Below are 14915 nucleotides of genomic sequence, written 5' to 3'. Positions count from 1 at the left end.
GGGGCTGTTCTTTGCTACCATTAATCCAATCAATGGATTAACTGTGCAGGCAGGCCTGCCCTTTGGAGAGGGATCGCCGTGAGGGACGAATCTTATGAAGCGGGCTATCGCGCCGGCCACCTTCAGGGGTGGCTTGACGCCGTGGCCAAGCTCCAGGCGTCAGGCCAGCCGAGCCCGGGGGAGGGCCCGCCCCCAAGGTCAAGTACGACGGCGGCAGTCAGCAATGTGCCTACGCCGGCCGTGCCAGCGCCACCGAGGATTCCGCCGCAGTCCCCGGCCGCCTCGTTCCAGACATATCCGGAGACACCGGCCCAGCGCCAGGCCCGGCGCGAAAAACGGGACCGGCAGAACATCAACATCACCCTGTATGTGGCCAGCCTGCTGCTGGTGGCTGCCGCAGCCCTCTTCATCGGTACCAGCCTTCCGCCGATGTTGCGCTTTGCCGGCGTCTGCGCCGTTACGGCGCTGTTCTATGGCGCGGGATTTGCGCTGCATGCCCGGGTCCCACGGCTGAAGCCGGCCGCGGTGGCGTTCACCGGCACCGGGCTCGCCCTGGTTCCTGTGACCGGCCTGGCCCTCTACAACTTTGCGCTGCATCACGGTCCGGCCGCCTGGCTGATCACGTCGCTGATCGGTACAGCGGCTTATGTTGCGGCGGCGGTCCGGCTGGAGAGCAGGGTCCTCGTGTACCTTTCCCTCACGTTTGTGGCCTCCACGGCGTTCTCCGGCGTTTCAATCCTGGGTGGCGCGCTCGTCTGGTATTTCGCTGTGCTCATAGCCGTGGCCGTGCTGTTGACGGGCTTTGCCCTCGCCCGGCCGCGCTGGCTGCCGCCGGTGTATGTCAGGCCGCTGATGGTCCTGCACCCATTGGTGGTTCCCGCCGTTGCCGTCGCTGCGACCTGCGTACCGTTGCTCTTGGACAAAGATGAGTACGCGCTGGTCATCGGGATGTGTGGTACCTATTTCGCCCTGATGGCCGCTGTTCCAGGCCGGTTCCGGCTGATCAACTTCTATGCGGCGCGGGCCGCCCTGACCGTAGCTGCCGCCGTCGAGATCTGGCACCTGACCGGCCGTGGGACGGACGCCCTGCTCGCCGCCGGTGTATTGTTCGCCGCCCAGGCAGTGGGCCTGGCGTTTCTGTCGGCCAGGCTGACCGGCTGGTTCCCCCAGCAGCAGGCTGACCCGTCCGCCGCCGGCAACGGCACAAACGCCGCTGGAGAACGCTGGCAGATTGATGGCTCGGTGACCGTGGGCCTGCAACTCGCAGCCACCGCGGCGTTCAGCGTTCAGGAGATGGCTGCCGGCTTCTTCCGCGCTGCTGACGGCTACGGTTCGGTCGAAGCGGGCGCAACCGTGCCGCTGTGGGGGCCAGTAGCCTTGTCGCTGGCCACGGGCATGGTCCTGGCCGCCAGATGGGCCGGCCGGGCCGAATGGGCACCAGCGGCCGCATTGGCGTTGGCCGGCATCCTTTCTCCTTCGATGGGCGCGTGGCCGCTCGCCGGAATGCTGCTCGTGGCCGCCGGCTTCTGGGCGATCCGCGGGGTCTTCGCGGCCGGTGATTTCCGTGGTCGTTTGGTTTTGGGGGCCCGGTTTGCCCTCACCTGCGCGGTCCCCGTAACTGTCGCGGCCGCGATGGATGACGGCCCGGGGCGGGCCGAGACGTCAGTGTTCGCGCTGTTGATGGCACTGGTATTCCAGCAGCTCGTTACGGCGTTCTTGCAGCGCTCCGAGGTGCGGACCTTCGCGCCGCAGCCCACCTTAGGGGTCTTCGGTGTCGGGGGTGCGCTGGTTCTGGTCGGGCTGCCGTTCATTGAGACCTCGCCGGACCACGGCCTGACGGCGGCCGGCCTGCTCATCCAGCTTGCTGCAGCTATTGCTATCGGTGCCCTGTTGGTTCCACGGCCGGCCACGGAACGGGACTGGGTTGCCACGGTGTGGGAGGCCTTGCCGCTGGGTATGTCCGTGGTAGCCGCGACGGTCGCGTTCCAGGCTGTTTCACAGGGTGCCGGAAACGTGGCGCTGCTGCTGGTGGTTGCGTATCTGATCGGCACAGCGATGCGTCTGCGCCTGCGCCAACACCGTTGGGCCTACTGGTGGTTCGCCCGGGCGGCAGCCACTGTCCTTGCCCTGACGGGCTTCCACCAGCTGCAGCAGGACGGCGGTCCGTTGGTCATCGCGGACGAAGTGGTTCGTCCGGCGACGGTCCTGGTGACCGTGCTGGCACTTCAGGTGTGCCTTCCGCTGGTAGCTGCCGTCCGCCGTCGTGCTCCACGCGGGATTCTTGCTGACGCGGGCGCCCTGCTCCTTCTCCAGCTGGCGGCCAGCGCCAGCCTTGCGCCGGCAGGTTCCGCCGACTGGCAGGGAACTTCTGCTGCAGGACTCGTGGCCCTCGGCGCGGCGGCCTCGGGGTACTTCCTCCGCCGGGAGGCGGGTGCGGTCTGGTTGTCCCCGTTGGGATTCTCCGTGCTGCTGGTGCTCAGCGATGGCGAGCTACTTCGCGTTGAACTCATCCTGGGTATCTTCGCGGTCCATTCCGCGCTGATGGTGGTGGCCGAGCAGCAGCGCGCCAGGAAGGGCTGGTACTTTGTGGCGGCCCGCGTGCTGACCGCAGGACTCGCGCTGGTCCTTAGCTTCGACATCACCGCTTCGCCCACTGCGGTTTCGGTGACCTTTGCCCTGGTGCTCGCGGCCCAGCACGCCGTCCGCTGGGTGATGCGCTCACGGCTGGCTGACATACCTTTCCAGCAGGCTGCCGTCTGGATCACCCTGGCGGGGCAGGCGCTGCTGCCGCTGGCGTACGTGACCAGGCCGGGTGGCGTCGGGCTGCTGGGGCAGGACAACGACGGCGGCCGCTGGGTCGTGTTGCTGGAACTGCTGTTGCTCCTGGTCTCTGCCGTGGTGGCCAGGAAACTCTTCAGTGCCCGCGGAGCCCGCTACTTCGCTGTGTACGCGGCGCTGTTCGGAGTGCTCGCCCTGGGCCCGCTGTTCACGTTCGCTGGCACTTTCCTGGTGTTCCCGGTCCTGAGCCACACCGGAACTGCGGTGGCCCTGCTGGGTGGTGCGCTATCGGCTGCCGCTGCGGGCATCCTGCGGCGCCGGCAGCGCGGTCACCAAGAGAGCGGGGGCCGGCAAAACGGGCTCGCGCAGAACGGGCACGAGCAGAACGTTGGCGACGCGGACGTCGAACACTGGCTCTGGCTGGTTGCCGCCGGTTCGTTTGCCGGTGTTGGGTTCTTGATCTCGCCGTTGGCGGCCGACTGGGTGACGGGAGCGGCTGTCCTGGTCCTGTCAGCCGTGTGCTTTACTGCCTCGCACGTCGAGGATCTGCCGGTCCTGTATCCGCCGGCAGTTCTGGCCGCGCTCGGCGGCTCCATAGCACTGGCGGCGGAGGCATATCAGGAGATGCCCGGCGTTTGGGGCGGATTCCTGCACTGGCTAACCGGTGCCGGTGTGGCTTCGGCTGCCCTCTATGCTGTGCGGCTTATGCGCAGCCGGCCGTTGCAGGCCGAGCCGGTGCGTCGTTGGTCGCTGGCCGGTGCGGCCTTGCTCGGCCTCGTCCTGGTGGTCCTCGTTGGGATCCGGCACGATGCGACGTCCTGGACGGCTGCGGCCGTACTGGCCGCCGCCGTCGGAGTCTCCTGCCGTGAGGCGCACGCAAGGGCGCGTCGGATCGTCCTGGAGGTGGGTGCACTGATCCTGACCGTGGCTGTCCAACGTGCTGCCATCTTCGAACTGGACGAGCCGGGTGGTCGCACAGGCCGGCTCTTGACCGACCTTCCCAGTCCGTTCTGGGTCCTTCAGTGGTACGTGGTCCTGGCCGCTGTCCTGGGTGGCTTGCGCTACTTCACCGGCGACCAGGCCGCCGGCCGGTTCCTGGTGGGCGCGGGGTCTGTGCTGCTCTCCCTGAGCGGCCTCGGCGTAGTGTTTGGCGGTGCCGGTGAACAGCAGTTGTGGGTCCTGGTGCTCCTCGCCCTGCTGCTCACGGCAGGCCTCGGCCTGGGGGAGCGGCTGTTTGTCTGGTGGGGCGCGGCAGGGGTGGCCGCCTGCCTTCTGTGGGCAATGCGGCAATACACGTTCCTGCTGCTCGCGTTGATCGCCGTGGGACTGATCGCTTTTGCCGTCTGGCGGCTGAACCGGGGAACGGCCGGTCAGGCGCCGGAAGCGGGGCCAGGGGTGACCCCGGACCCTGGGGCCAGCCCGCAGTCCCGCGACGGCAGTGAACCGTCACGCCGGCACTGATACTGTTGCTGACAGCGAGAGGAGTACATCATGGAATGGCTGATTTTTCTGATCATCGTGGTTGCCGTGGTCGCCGGAGTTTTCTGGGCCAAGAAGCATTTCCGCACTGAGATTGACCGCGCCAAGCGCATCAACCGGGCAAACAAGCGCAAGTAGCAGGGCCAACTGGCCTCAGCGGAGTGTTAGCCGGGGCTCAGCGGGGCGGGCCTTCGGCGGCCAGCGATTTCCGGGCCTGGCTGAGCGCCCGGTACCAGTAGAACGATTCCTTGGGGGTGCGCTCCAGGGTGTCGAAATTGACGTGCACCAGGCCGAAGCGCTGTGAGTACCCTGCAGCCCATTCGAAGTTGTCCATCAGGGTCCAGACGTAGTAGCCGCGGAGGTCCACGTCGTGCGCGATTCCGCCCGGTGCCGTCGCCTCCAGCGCGTGCCGCAGGTGGTCCGCGATGTAATTGATCCGCTGCTGGTCCTGGATGGGGCCGCTCACATGGTCGGGCTCCGGGAAGCTGGCGCCGCTTTCGGTGATGTACAGCGGGGGCAGGTCCCCTCTATAGCGGTCCTTGAGTTCGCGCAGCAGGATACCCAGATGCTCCGGTGCTACCGGCCAGCCGAAACCTGTGGTGCCGTATTCGGGAAACGGCTCCTGGTGGAACGGCACCCGGACCATTGCTTCGGCGGGACCGGTGGGGCTTTCGGCCGGACCCCTTCCGGCTGCCACCTTCGTCGGGTAGTAATAGTTCACCCCGTAGAAGTCCAGGGGCTGATGGATGGTGCGGAGGTCGGCGTCGGGGATTCTGCCGAAGGACCGGAACCAGGGCTTGGCGATGAGCGGCGGACGGGGGTACCGGCCCAGGAGGACCGGATCGGCATAGATGCGGTTGAGCATCAGGTCGAAAACCAGCGCGATGTACTTGTCCGTGAGTTTCCGTGTGGCCGGCCGGACGGGGGAGTGGAGGTTGGTCACGCCGATTCCGCCATGGACTCCTGCCGAACGCAGCGCCTGGACCGCCAGGCCGTGGGCAAGCAGCTGGTTGTGGACAGCAGGAAAGGCGTCAAAGAGCAGGTCCCGTCCGGGGGCATGGACGCCCAGCGCATAGCCGTTGAGCACCACCGAGGCGGGTTCGTTGAGCGTGACCCACTGGTCTACGCGATCACCAAAGCGCCGGCCGGCCTCGCCTGCATACTCGGCGAAGCGTTCGGCGGTGGCCCTGTTCATCCAGCCGCCACGGTGCTCCAAGGGCAGCGGCGTATCCCAGTGGTAGAGGGTGGCCATGGGGGAGATGCCGGCCTCGAGCAGTTGGTCGATCAGGCGGTCGTAGAAGTCCATGCCCTGCTTGTTGAACGGTCCGCGGCCGTCCGGCTGGATCCGCGGCCAAGAGATGGAAAAGCGGTAGGAATCCACGCCGAGGTCCCGCATCAGCGCCACATCTTCGGGCGATCGGTTGTAGTGGTCGCAGGCCACGGCGGGGGAGTGTCCATCGATGATGGCGCCGGGTTTCTCCGCGAAGGCGTCCCAGCCGGAGGGACCCCGGCCGTCAGCGGAGAGGGCGCCTTCGATCTGGAAGGCGGCCGCGGCAACTCCCAGTGTGAACGCGCTGGGCAGTCGGCCGGCCAGGTCCTGGACGGAAACGTCATCTTCGACGGTCATTCCCCCATCATCCATTCGGAAGTTACCGAAGGCAATGACCAGCAACCAGGTAGCGCTATCTGTCGTTATAAGGGCCCATAACGACAGATAGCGCTACCTGGTTGGGCGCATCGGGGTTCGGTGACTGCAGATTAGGGCAGATTCGCTTCTGGGCATAATATCCGGCATACTAGATGAGTTGTTCAAGCGCTTCTTCGTGTCCCGATCCGGATAATGCCGGGTGTCAGGGTCCAAGTGGAAGCCCAAACATAACCCACTCCCCATGGAACTGCGGATTTGTATGCGTGCTAAGCGCGACACGCCCGACCGCGGGGGTCGGTTACGTCGGCAGGTTGAGGAACCCGGATTCATCCGGATTCAGCTTGTGCGGCGGGTGGTAGTTCAGACTTCAAATGCTTCGGCAGCCACATGCAACAAGAAAGTGAACAGAGCAGCCCTCACCGGGAGCAGCACTAACTGAAAGAGAGTCAGGCGACATGGCGGGACAAAAAATCCGCATCCGGCTGAAGTCATATGACCACGAGGTCATTGACGTTTCAGCACGGAAGATCGTTGAGACGGTCACGCGCGCAGGCGCAACGGTAGTTGGCCCCGTGCCGCTGCCGACGGAGAAGAACGTGTACTGCGTTATCCGCTCTCCGCACAAGTACAAGGACAGCCGCGAGCACTTCGAAATGCGCACGCACAAGCGTCTTATCGACATCATCGATCCCACGCCGAAGGCTGTTGATTCGCTTATGCGTCTCGACCTGCCGGCCGACGTGAACATCGAAATCAAGCTGTAGGGAGGTGCTGAGAGACTATGACCGCAACCCGTAACGTAAAGGGCCTGCTGGGCACGAAGCTCGGCATGACCCAGGTCTGGGACGAGAACAACAAGCTCATCCCCGTCACTGTGGTCCAGGCAGATTCGAACGTCATCACCCAGCTGCGCAATGCAGACACTGATGGCTACGTCGCTGTTCAGATCGGCTACGGCCAGATCGATCCCCGCAAGGTCACCAAGCCGCTGGCTGGTCACTTTGAAAAGGCAGGCGTCACGCCTCGCCGCCACGTCGTCGAACTGCGCACTGCAGATGCTGACACTTACGAGCTGGGCCAGGAGCTTTCTGTTGAGCTCTTCGAAGCCGGCCAGAAGATCGACGTTATTGGCACCACCAAGGGTAAGGGCTTCGCCGGTGTTATGAAGCGTCACGGCTTCCACGGTGCTCCCGCCTCACACGGTGCTCACAAGAACCACCGTAAGCCCGGTTCAATCGGTGGCGCATCCACCCCGAGCCGCGTCTTCAAGGGCATGAAAATGGCCGGCCGCATGGGCGCCGTTCGTCACACCACGCTGAACCTCACGGTTCACGCAGTTGACGTCGAGAAGTCGCTGCTCCTGATCAAGGGTGCCGTCCCCGGCGCCCGCGGCCAGGTCGTACTCGTACGCACCGCCGTGAAGGGAGCCTAGTTCAATGACTAGCACTGTCAAGGTTGACCTGCCTGCAGAGATCTTCGACGTTCAGACCAACGTGCCGCTGCTGCACCAGGTCGTCGTAGCCCAGCTCGCTGCTGCTCGCCAGGGTACCCACAAAACCAAGACCCGCGCCGAGGTTTCCGGTGCAGGTCGCAAGCCGTTCAAGCAGAAGGGCACCGGCCGCGCCCGTCAGGGTTCAATCCGTGCTCCTCACATGACCGGTGGTGGCGTAGTCCACGGGCCCACACCGCGCGACTACAGCCAGCGCACCCCCAAGAAGATGATTGCTGCTGCACTGCGCGGCGCACTCTCTGACCGGGCACGCAACGGACGCATCCACGTTGTTGCCGAACTGGTGGAGGGCACCAAGCCGTCCGTCAAGAACGCACTGGCAACGCTGCGCGGAGTTTCCGAGCGCAAGAACCTGCTGGTTGTCATCGAGCGCGCCAACGACGTTGCAGCACTTTCCGTGCGCAACCTCGCCGGTGTTCACGTTCTGTACGCAGACCAGCTGAACACCTACGACGTACTCGTCTCTGACGACGTTGTCTTCACCAAGGCTGCCTACGAAGCATTCGTTGCTGACCGGGCAGTAGCAAAGAACGAGGAGGATGCCAAGTGAGTGCAGCCACCATCAAAGACCCGCGCGACGTCGTGCTTGCACCCGTCGTATCGGAAAAAAGCTACGGCCTGATCGATGAGGGCAAGTACACCTTCCTGGTGGACCCCCGCTCGAACAAGACCGAGATCAAGCTGGCCGTGGAGAAGATTTTCTCCGTCAAGGTCGAATCGATCAACACCATCAACCGTGCCGGTAAGCGCAAGCGCACCAAATTCGGATGGGGTACCCGCAAGAACACCAAGCGTGCAATTGTGAGCCTCAAAGAAGGCACCATCGACATCTTCGGCGGTCCGCTCTCGTAGCGGAGACCACTTTAACGAGGAAATAAATTATGGGAATCCGTAAATACAAGCCGACTACCCCGGGCCGTCGTGGCTCGAGCGTAGCGGACTTCACCGAAATCACGCGGTCGACGCCGGAAAAGTCGTTGGTACGTCCGCTGCCCAAAAAGGGCGGCCGTAACAACTCCGGTAAGATCACGACCCGTCACAAGGGTGGTGGCCACAAGCGCCAGTACCGTCTGATCGACTTCCGTCGTCACGACAAAGACGGCGTCAACGCCCGCGTTGCCGAAATCGAGTACGATCCGAACCGTACGGCTCGCATCGCCCTCCTGCACTACGTTGATGGCACCAAGCGTTACATCATCGCCCCGAACAAGCTCTCCCAGGGTGACGTCGTTGAGGCAGGTGCCGGTGCTGACATCAAGCCCGGTAACAACCTGCCGCTGCTCAACATCCCGGTTGGTACCGTAATCCACGCAGTTGAACTGCGTCCGGGTGGCGGCGCCAAGATGGGCCGCTCCGCCGGCGCATCGATCCAGCTTGTAGCCAAGGAAGGCCGCTTCGCCCAGCTGCGTCTGCCTTCCGGCGAAATCCGCAACGTTGATGTGCGCTGCCGTGCAACCATCGGCGAGGTCGGCAACGCCGAGCAGTCGAACATCAACTGGGGTAAGGCCGGCCGCATGCGCTGGAAGGGCGTTCGCCCGACCGTCCGTGGTGTCGCGATGAACCCGGTTGACCACCCGCACGGTGGTGGCGAGGGTAAGACGTCCGGTGGACGTCACCCCGTCAACCCGAACGGTAAGCGTGAGGGCCGCACCCGCCGCCCGAACAAAGAGAGCGACAAGCTTATTGTGCGTCGTCGTCGTACTGGCAAGAACAAGCGATAGGAGCCTGGACACATGCCACGCAGCCTGAAAAAAGGTCCTTTCGTTGACCAGCACCTCTTTGTGAAGGTGGACAGGGAAAACGAAAAGGGCACCAAGAACGTCATCAAGACCTGGTCCCGCCGTTCGATGATCATCCCCAACATGCTTGGGCACACGATCGCCGTACACGACGGACGCAAGCACATTCCGGTGTTTGTCACTGAGTCGATGGTCGGGCACAAGCTCGGCGAATTCGCTCCCACGCGGACATTCCGCGGCCATGTCAAGGACGACCGTAAGGGCAAGCGCCGCTAGGCGCCTGCACTTACGTCAAAGACGAGAGAAGGAAAGCAATGGAAGCCAAGGCAATTGCGCGTCACATCCGCGTAACGCCTATGAAGGCCCGGCGCGTCGTCAACCTTGTTCGTGGTAAGCAAGCGAATGAGGCTCTGGCAATTCTGAAGTTTGCCCCCCAGGCAGCTTCGGAGCCGGTATTCAAGGTAGTACAGTCGGCAATCGCAAACGCCCGGTCCCTCGCGGACCGCGACGGTGTTGCGTTTGACGAAAGCGACCTCATCATCAGCGAAATGTTCGTTGATGAAGGCCCGACCATGAAGCGGTTCCAGCCGCGTGCCCAGGGTCGTGCATTTCAGATCAAGAAGCGCACCAGCCACATCACTGTGGTAGTCGCTACACCTGAGAAAGAGGAGGCTCGCTAAGTGGGACAGAAAGTTAACCCGCACGGGTTCCGACTCGGCATCACCACCGATCACGTATCGCACTGGTTCGCTGACAGCACCAAGCCCGGACAGCGGTACAAGGACTTCGTTCGCGAAGACATCCGTATCCGCCAGCTCATGTCAGTTGGCATGGAGCGCGCCGGTATCGCCAAGGTTGAGATCGAGCGCACCCGTGACCGTGTCCGCGTGGATATCCACACGGCACGTCCCGGCATCGTTATCGGCCGCCGCGGCGCTGAAGCAGACCGCATCCGCGGCGAGCTTGAGAAGCTGACGGGCAAGCAGGTCCAGCTGAACATCCTCGAGGTCAAGAACCCCGAGATGGAAGCACAGCTTGTTGCCCAGGGCGTTGCTGAGCAGCTGACTTCCCGCGTGGCTTTCCGCCGTGCGATGAAGAAGGCAATGCAGTCCGCCCAGCGTGCAGGTGCCAAGGGCATCCGTATCGCCTGCTCCGGTCGACTGGGTGGCGCAGAAATGTCCCGCTCGGAGTTCTACCGCGAAGGCCGTGTGCCCCTGCACACCCTCCGTGCGAACATCGACTACGGCTTCTACGAGGCCAAGACCACCTTCGGCCGCATCGGCGTGAAGGTCTGGATCTACAAGGGTGACGTCACCTCCAAGGAACTGGCTCAGCAGGCAGCTGCTGCTCCGTCCCGGGGCCGCGGCCCCAGCGACCGTCCGGGCCGCCCGGGTGGCGCCGGCGGCGCTGACCGTGGTGACCGCCGTCGTCGTACCGACCGTCCGGCAGCGGAGGCAGCTCCGGCCGCCGCTGCTCCGGCAGTTGAGGCTGCACCTGCTGCAGTAGAAGGAGGACAGGCTTAAATGCTTATCCCACGTCGAGTCAAGCACCGTAAGCAGCACCACCCGGGTCGTTCCGGCGCTGCTACGGGCGGCACCAAGGTCTCGTTCGGTGAGTGGGGTATCCAGGCACTGAGCCCGGCATACGTCACCAACCGTCAGATCGAGTCTGCCCGTATCGCGATGACCCGCCACATCAAGCGTGGCGGCAAGGTCTGGATCAACATCTATCCGGACCGTCCGATCACCAAGAAGCCTGCCGAAACCCGCATGGGTTCCGGTAAGGGTTCGCCGGAATGGTGGGTCTCAAACGTCAAGCCGGGCCGGGTTCTCTTTGAGATCTCCGGCGTCGAGGAATCGGTAGCTCGCGAGGCCCTGCGCCTGGCAATCCACAAGCTCCCGTTGAAGGCACGCATTTTGCGTCGCGAAGGTGGTGAATAGAAATGGCAGTAGGATCCAAGGAACTTGCCTCCGCACAGCTGGACACGTTCGACAACGAGCGCCTCGTTGAAGAACTCCGTAAGGCTAAGGAAGAGCTGTTCAACCTGCGTTTCCAGTCCGCCACCGGTCAGCTGGAGAACCACGGTCGTCTGCGCGCGGTAAAGAAGGACATCGCACGCATCTACACCGTTCTCCGTGAGCGCGAGCTGGGCATTCGTGCCGAGGTTGCCGCACCGGTTGTGGAAGCCAAGGAAGAGAAGAAGTCCAAGAAGGCTGCAACCAAGAAGGCCGAAACGGCCGAAACGGTTGAGGCCGAGGAGGATGCCAAGTGAGTGAAAAGGACGAGAACGTGACGGAAACTGTTTCCGCAGCAGCTACGGCTGGCGAACGCGGTGACCGTAAGACGAAGCGTGGCTACGTAGTCTCGGACAAGATGGAAAAGACCATCGTTGTCCAGGTAGAGGACCGCGTAAAGCACGCTTTGTACGGCAAAGTCATCCGCCGCAACACGAAGATCAAGGCTCACGACGAAGAGAACATCGCCGGCATCGGCGACCTCGTTCTCCTCGCCGAGACCCGCCCGCTGTCCGCTACCAAGCGGTGGCGTCTGGTCGAGATCCTCGAAAAGGCCAAGTAACACCCCGCAGCCTGCCTGCAGGTACTGCACCGGAAACCCCCGTTCCCTTTTGGGAGCGGGGGTTTTCCGCATCCCCTGCGACGCTCTCTCACTTAACGCAGGTTTTGGAAGGATGCTCTCTCACTTTCCCCAAGAAAGTGAGAGAGCGTCCGACGGCGGGATTTGGGGCCGCAAGTGTCCTCTCGCGCTTACTGGTGCGCGGTGGCTGGCGCGAACGGACACTTGAGGCCCTTGTGGGGGCGTCACGGGGAGCAGGTTTTTGGGGATCGCCGACGGCGGGTGGCCGGGTTTCCGGGGGGACTGGCACCGGCGGTGGGTCGAAAGCGTGCCGTGCGTGACGCCGTCGTGCGTTGCCGGATCAGGACGCTCTCTCACTTAACGCAGGAAAACCCCCGCTCTCTCACTTTCCTTGGGAGAGTGAGAGAGCGTCCGCCGAAAAGGCGCATTAACTGAGAGAGCGTCCGACGGCGGGAGGACGGGTTTCCGGGGGAGTGGCACCGCCGGTGGGCCGAAAGTGTCCCCTCGCGCTTACGGGAGTGCGGCGGCTGCCGGTATGTGATATGGGAGTCGGCCCCAACTGTGCTAGGATATTGAGTTTGTATGGCGCCCTCTGTGCGCTGTCATCAACCTCGTAAACAATCGTGCCACGGCATAGTGCCCCCTAGCGCAACGGATCCGTCCGGACCGCCTGGGAAGCAAATGTTTTTGGCACGGGCGTTTAGGCCTGGTCTGGCAAAATCCAGGCAGGTCAAGAGACACCCCGATCAACCGTTCCGCAAGGCTCATTCCGTAGGAAGATTTTCGGTCTGAGAACCGGCGCGACGCAAGGAGTAAATAGTGATTCAGCAGGAGTCGCGACTCAAGGTCGCCGACAACACGGGTGCTAAGGAAATCCTTACCATTCGCGTTCTCGGTGGATCTGGCCGTCGCTACGCAGGCATTGGCGACGTCATCGTCGCTACCGTCAAGGATGCAATTCCGGGCGGCAACGTAAAGAAGGGCGATGTTGTTAAGGCAGTCATCGTCCGTACCAAGAAGGAACGCCGCCGTGCGGATGGTTCCTACATCAAGTTTGACGAGAACGCAGCTGTGATCCTGAAGGCTGACGGTGACCCCCGCGGTACCCGTATCTTCGGACCGGTTGGTCGTGAACTTCGTGACAAGAAGTTCATGAAGATCGTTTCTCTGGCTCCGGAGGTGCTCTAGTCCATGGCTAAGATCAAAAAGGGTGACCTCGTTCAGGTCATCACTGGCGCCAAGGCTGAGCGCGGCGGCGACAAAGGCAAGCAGGGCAAGGTTCTGCGCGTATTCCCGGAGACCAACCGCGTGTTGGTTGAAGGCATTAACCGCGTAACCAAGCACACCAAGGCCGGTCAGTCGCAGCGCGGCACCAAGACCGGTGGCATCGAGGTCGTAGAAGCTTCGGTCCACATCTCCAACGTGGCTCTGGTTGACCCGTCCACCAAGAAGCCCACCCGCGTCGGTTTCCGCACCGAGACCGTTGAGCGCAATGGCGTGAAGCGCGACGTGCGTGTCCGCGTGGCCAAGAGCTCCGGGAAGGACATCTAATGACTGAGACTCTCGAGACTCCGGCAGCGAAGATCGTTCCTCGTCTGAAGACCAAGTACGCCGATTCCATCAAGAGCACGCTCGTTGAGGAATTCAAGTACAGCAACGTCAACCAGGTTCCCCGCCTGGTGAAGGTCGTTGTGAACATGGGTGTTGGAGATGCCGCTAAGGACTCCAAGCTGATCGACGGCGCTGTCCGCGATCTGACCCTGATCACCGGCCAGAAGCCGCAGGTAACCAAGGCCCGCAAGTCGATCGCACAGTTCAAGCTGCGCGAAGGCATGCCCATCGGCGCACACGCAACTCTGCGTGGAGACCGCATGTGGGAATTCCTGGATCGTCTGGTCACGCTGGCTCTGCCCCGTATCCGCGACTTCCGCGGCCTCAGTGGCAAGCAGTTCGACGGTAACGGCAACTACACCTTCGGTCTGACCGAACAGGTTATGTTCCACGAAATCGACCAGGATTCCATCGACCGCGTACGCGGTATGGACATCACGGTTGTAACCACCGCCAAGACCGATGACGAAGGCCGCGCGCTGCTGAAGGCGCTTGGTTTCCCGTTCAAGGCCGAAGACTAATCTAACTACGTAACAGGTCCTTCGCTGAAGCTTCACGCGGCAGCGAGGAAACCGTTATGAGGAAGGGCAAGAGCCCAAAATGACAATGACAGATCCTGTCGCAGACATGCTTACGCGTCTGCGCAATGCAAACTCGGCATACCACGATTCCGTGTCCATGCCGTACAGCAAGCTCAAGGCACGCGTTGCCGACATCCTGAAGGCTGAAGGTTACATCGCCTCCTGGAAAGAAGAAGACGCTGAGGTTGGCAAGAAGCTGACCCTCGAGCTCAAGTTCGGTCCGAACCGCGAGCGTTCAATCGCTGGCGTTCGTCGTATTTCCAAGCCGGGCCTGCGTGTTTACGCAAAGTCCACCAACCTCCCGCACGTGCTCGGTGGCCTGGGTGTCGCAATCCTGTCCACCTCTTCCGGCCTCTTGACTGATAAGCAAGCCGGCAAGAAGGGCGTGGGCGGCGAAGTCCTCGCCTACGTCTGGTAACGGGAAAGGAAGAGAATAATGTCACGTATTGGACGTCTCCCCATCACCGTTCCCGCCGGCGTTGAGGTCAAGGTTGACGGCTCTGTCGTCAGCGTCAAGGGTGCCAAAGGCGAGCTGAACCACACTGTGGCCAGCCCGATCGAGGTTTCCCTGGAAGCAGAGACCCTGACTGTCGCCCGCCCGAACGACGAGCGCGCCTCCCGTTCACTCCACGGCCTGACCCGCACCCTGATCTCCAACATGATCGAGGGCGTTACCAAGGGCTACGAGAAGAAGCTTGAAATCGTTGGTACTGGTTACCGCGTTCAGGCCAAGGGATCTGACCTTGAGTTCGCTCTCGGCTACAGCCACCCGGTCAATGTCACCGCACCGGACGGCATCACCTTTGCAGTTGAGACCCCGACCAAGCTCTCTGTTTCAGGTATCAACAAGCAGCAGGTCGGCGAGGTTGCTGCCAACATTCGCAAGCTGCGGAAGCCGGACCCCTACAAGGGCAAGGGCATTCGCTACGCAGGCGAAGTCATCCGCCGCAAGGTCGGAAAGGCTGGTAAGTAAC

General features: G+C 62.8%; 19 protein-coding genes. 18 read left to right on the top strand and 1 reads right to left on the bottom strand.

What is annotated here, in order from left to right; translation table 11 throughout:
- The first annotated feature begins 78 nt into the window (after window positions 1–78).
- Window positions 79–4239 (top strand): hypothetical protein, encoded by a 4161-nt coding sequence (locus tag AC3IT0_RS15855; protein WP_489320659.1) that lies wholly within the window; start codon window positions 79–81, stop codon window positions 4237–4239.
- A gap of 30 nt (window positions 4240–4269) precedes the next feature.
- Window positions 4270–4395, top strand: coding sequence for a hypothetical protein (locus tag AC3IT0_RS15850; RefSeq protein WP_489320658.1), 126 nt, complete (start codon window positions 4270–4272; stop codon window positions 4393–4395).
- Window positions 4396–4432: 37 nt separating this feature from the next.
- Here the strand turns inward: AC3IT0_RS15850 and AC3IT0_RS15845 are convergent, their stop codons facing one another.
- Complete coding sequence (locus AC3IT0_RS15845; protein WP_489320657.1) at window positions 4433–5884, bottom strand: GH1 family beta-glucosidase; 1452 nt, start codon at window positions 5882–5884, stop codon at window positions 4433–4435.
- A gap of 476 nt (window positions 5885–6360) precedes the next feature.
- Between AC3IT0_RS15845 and rpsJ the strand changes: the two genes are divergently transcribed.
- The 16 genes from rpsJ to rplF all read left to right on the top strand — a co-directional run bounded on the left by rpsJ (window position 6361) and on the right by rplF (window position 14914).
- Window positions 6361–6669: a 30S ribosomal protein S10 gene (gene rpsJ / locus AC3IT0_RS15840; protein ID WP_003803825.1), complete on the top strand. Its 309-nt coding sequence runs from the start codon at window positions 6361–6363 to the stop codon at window positions 6667–6669.
- A gap of 17 nt (window positions 6670–6686) precedes the next feature.
- On the top strand, window positions 6687–7337 hold the full coding sequence (rplC, locus tag AC3IT0_RS15835; RefSeq protein ID WP_056344391.1) for a 50S ribosomal protein L3: 651 nt from the start codon (window positions 6687–6689) through the stop codon (window positions 7335–7337).
- 4 nt (window positions 7338–7341) lie between these two features.
- The gene (gene rplD, locus AC3IT0_RS15830) at window positions 7342–7965 is read left to right on the top strand and encodes a 50S ribosomal protein L4 (RefSeq protein ID WP_056344389.1); all 624 of its coding nucleotides are present in this window, start codon (window positions 7342–7344) and stop codon (window positions 7963–7965) included.
- Window positions 7962–8267, top strand: coding sequence for a 50S ribosomal protein L23 (rplW, locus tag AC3IT0_RS15825; protein WP_018773664.1), 306 nt, complete (start codon window positions 7962–7964; stop codon window positions 8265–8267). The genes rplD and rplW overlap by 4 nt, the downstream gene beginning before the upstream one ends.
- A 29-nt stretch (window positions 8268–8296) precedes the next feature.
- A complete protein-coding gene (rplB, locus tag AC3IT0_RS15820) occupies window positions 8297–9136 on the top strand; it encodes a 50S ribosomal protein L2 (protein WP_489320656.1) in 840 nt (279 codons plus the stop codon).
- A gap of 12 nt (window positions 9137–9148) precedes the next feature.
- On the top strand, window positions 9149–9430 hold the full coding sequence (gene rpsS, locus AC3IT0_RS15815) for a 30S ribosomal protein S19 (RefSeq protein WP_056344384.1): 282 nt from the start codon (window positions 9149–9151) through the stop codon (window positions 9428–9430).
- A gap of 38 nt (window positions 9431–9468) precedes the next feature.
- Window positions 9469–9834 carry a 50S ribosomal protein L22 gene (rplV, locus tag AC3IT0_RS15810; RefSeq protein WP_185261224.1) on the top strand — a complete coding sequence of 122 codons (366 nt, stop codon included), beginning with the start codon at window positions 9469–9471 and terminating at the stop codon, window positions 9832–9834.
- On the top strand, window positions 9835–10677 hold the full coding sequence (gene rpsC, locus AC3IT0_RS15805; protein ID WP_489320655.1) for a 30S ribosomal protein S3: 843 nt from the start codon (window positions 9835–9837) through the stop codon (window positions 10675–10677). It abuts the gene before it with no gap.
- Window positions 10678–11094 (top strand): 50S ribosomal protein L16, encoded by a 417-nt coding sequence (gene rplP / locus AC3IT0_RS15800; protein ID WP_056344375.1) that lies wholly within the window; start codon window positions 10678–10680, stop codon window positions 11092–11094.
- A gap of 2 nt (window positions 11095–11096) precedes the next feature.
- Window positions 11097–11426, top strand: a complete 330-nt coding sequence (rpmC, locus tag AC3IT0_RS15795) for a 50S ribosomal protein L29 (RefSeq protein WP_058931719.1) — start codon at window positions 11097–11099, stop codon at window positions 11424–11426.
- Window positions 11423–11731 carry a 30S ribosomal protein S17 gene (rpsQ, locus tag AC3IT0_RS15790; protein ID WP_309810563.1) on the top strand — a complete coding sequence of 103 codons (309 nt, stop codon included), beginning with the start codon at window positions 11423–11425 and terminating at the stop codon, window positions 11729–11731. The genes rpmC and rpsQ overlap by 4 nt, the downstream gene beginning before the upstream one ends.
- A gap of 837 nt (window positions 11732–12568) precedes the next feature.
- Entirely contained in the window at window positions 12569–12937 is a 369-nt protein-coding gene (gene rplN / locus AC3IT0_RS15785; RefSeq protein ID WP_024366126.1) for a 50S ribosomal protein L14, read from the top strand.
- A gap of 3 nt (window positions 12938–12940) precedes the next feature.
- Window positions 12941–13300: a 50S ribosomal protein L24 gene (gene rplX / locus AC3IT0_RS15780; RefSeq protein ID WP_056344369.1), complete on the top strand. Its 360-nt coding sequence runs from the start codon at window positions 12941–12943 to the stop codon at window positions 13298–13300.
- Window positions 13300–13881 carry a 50S ribosomal protein L5 gene (rplE, locus tag AC3IT0_RS15775; protein WP_056344366.1) on the top strand — a complete coding sequence of 194 codons (582 nt, stop codon included), beginning with the start codon at window positions 13300–13302 and terminating at the stop codon, window positions 13879–13881. The genes rplX and rplE overlap by 1 nt, the downstream gene beginning before the upstream one ends.
- Before the next feature lie 79 nt (window positions 13882–13960).
- Window positions 13961–14359: a 30S ribosomal protein S8 gene (gene rpsH, locus AC3IT0_RS15770; protein WP_056425243.1), complete on the top strand. Its 399-nt coding sequence runs from the start codon at window positions 13961–13963 to the stop codon at window positions 14357–14359.
- An 18-nt stretch (window positions 14360–14377) separates the two neighbouring features.
- The gene (gene rplF, locus AC3IT0_RS15765) at window positions 14378–14914 is read left to right on the top strand and encodes a 50S ribosomal protein L6 (protein WP_056344361.1); all 537 of its coding nucleotides are present in this window, start codon (window positions 14378–14380) and stop codon (window positions 14912–14914) included.
- The last annotated feature ends 1 nt before the right edge of the window (window position 14915 follow it).

This window comes from Pseudarthrobacter sp. KH_020_B (assembly GCF_057840185.1).
This window is presented reverse-complemented; position numbering and strand designations above follow the sequence as displayed.

Coding starts and splice junctions, on each gene's coding strand:
- AC3IT0_RS15850 (WP_489320658.1), top strand. CDS start 4,270: ATGGAATGGCTGATTTTTCTGATCATCGTGGTTGCCGTGGTCGCCGGA.
- AC3IT0_RS15845 (WP_489320657.1), bottom strand. CDS start 5,884: ATGACCGTCGAAGATGACGTTTCCGTCCAGGACCTGGCCGGCCGACTG.
- rpsJ (WP_003803825.1), top strand. CDS start 6,361: ATGGCGGGACAAAAAATCCGCATCCGGCTGAAGTCATATGACCACGAG.
- rplC (WP_056344391.1), top strand. CDS start 6,687: ATGACCGCAACCCGTAACGTAAAGGGCCTGCTGGGCACGAAGCTCGGC.
- rplD (WP_056344389.1), top strand. CDS start 7,342: ATGACTAGCACTGTCAAGGTTGACCTGCCTGCAGAGATCTTCGACGTT.
- rplB (WP_489320656.1), top strand. CDS start 8,297: ATGGGAATCCGTAAATACAAGCCGACTACCCCGGGCCGTCGTGGCTCG.
- rpsS (WP_056344384.1), top strand. CDS start 9,149: ATGCCACGCAGCCTGAAAAAAGGTCCTTTCGTTGACCAGCACCTCTTT.
- rplV (WP_185261224.1), top strand. CDS start 9,469: ATGGAAGCCAAGGCAATTGCGCGTCACATCCGCGTAACGCCTATGAAG.
- rplP (WP_056344375.1), top strand. CDS start 10,678: ATGCTTATCCCACGTCGAGTCAAGCACCGTAAGCAGCACCACCCGGGT.
- rpmC (WP_058931719.1), top strand. CDS start 11,097: ATGGCAGTAGGATCCAAGGAACTTGCCTCCGCACAGCTGGACACGTTC.
- rplX (WP_056344369.1), top strand. CDS start 12,941: ATGGCTAAGATCAAAAAGGGTGACCTCGTTCAGGTCATCACTGGCGCC.
- rplE (WP_056344366.1), top strand. CDS start 13,300: ATGACTGAGACTCTCGAGACTCCGGCAGCGAAGATCGTTCCTCGTCTG.
- rpsH (WP_056425243.1), top strand. CDS start 13,961: ATGACAATGACAGATCCTGTCGCAGACATGCTTACGCGTCTGCGCAAT.
- rplF (WP_056344361.1), top strand. CDS start 14,378: ATGTCACGTATTGGACGTCTCCCCATCACCGTTCCCGCCGGCGTTGAG.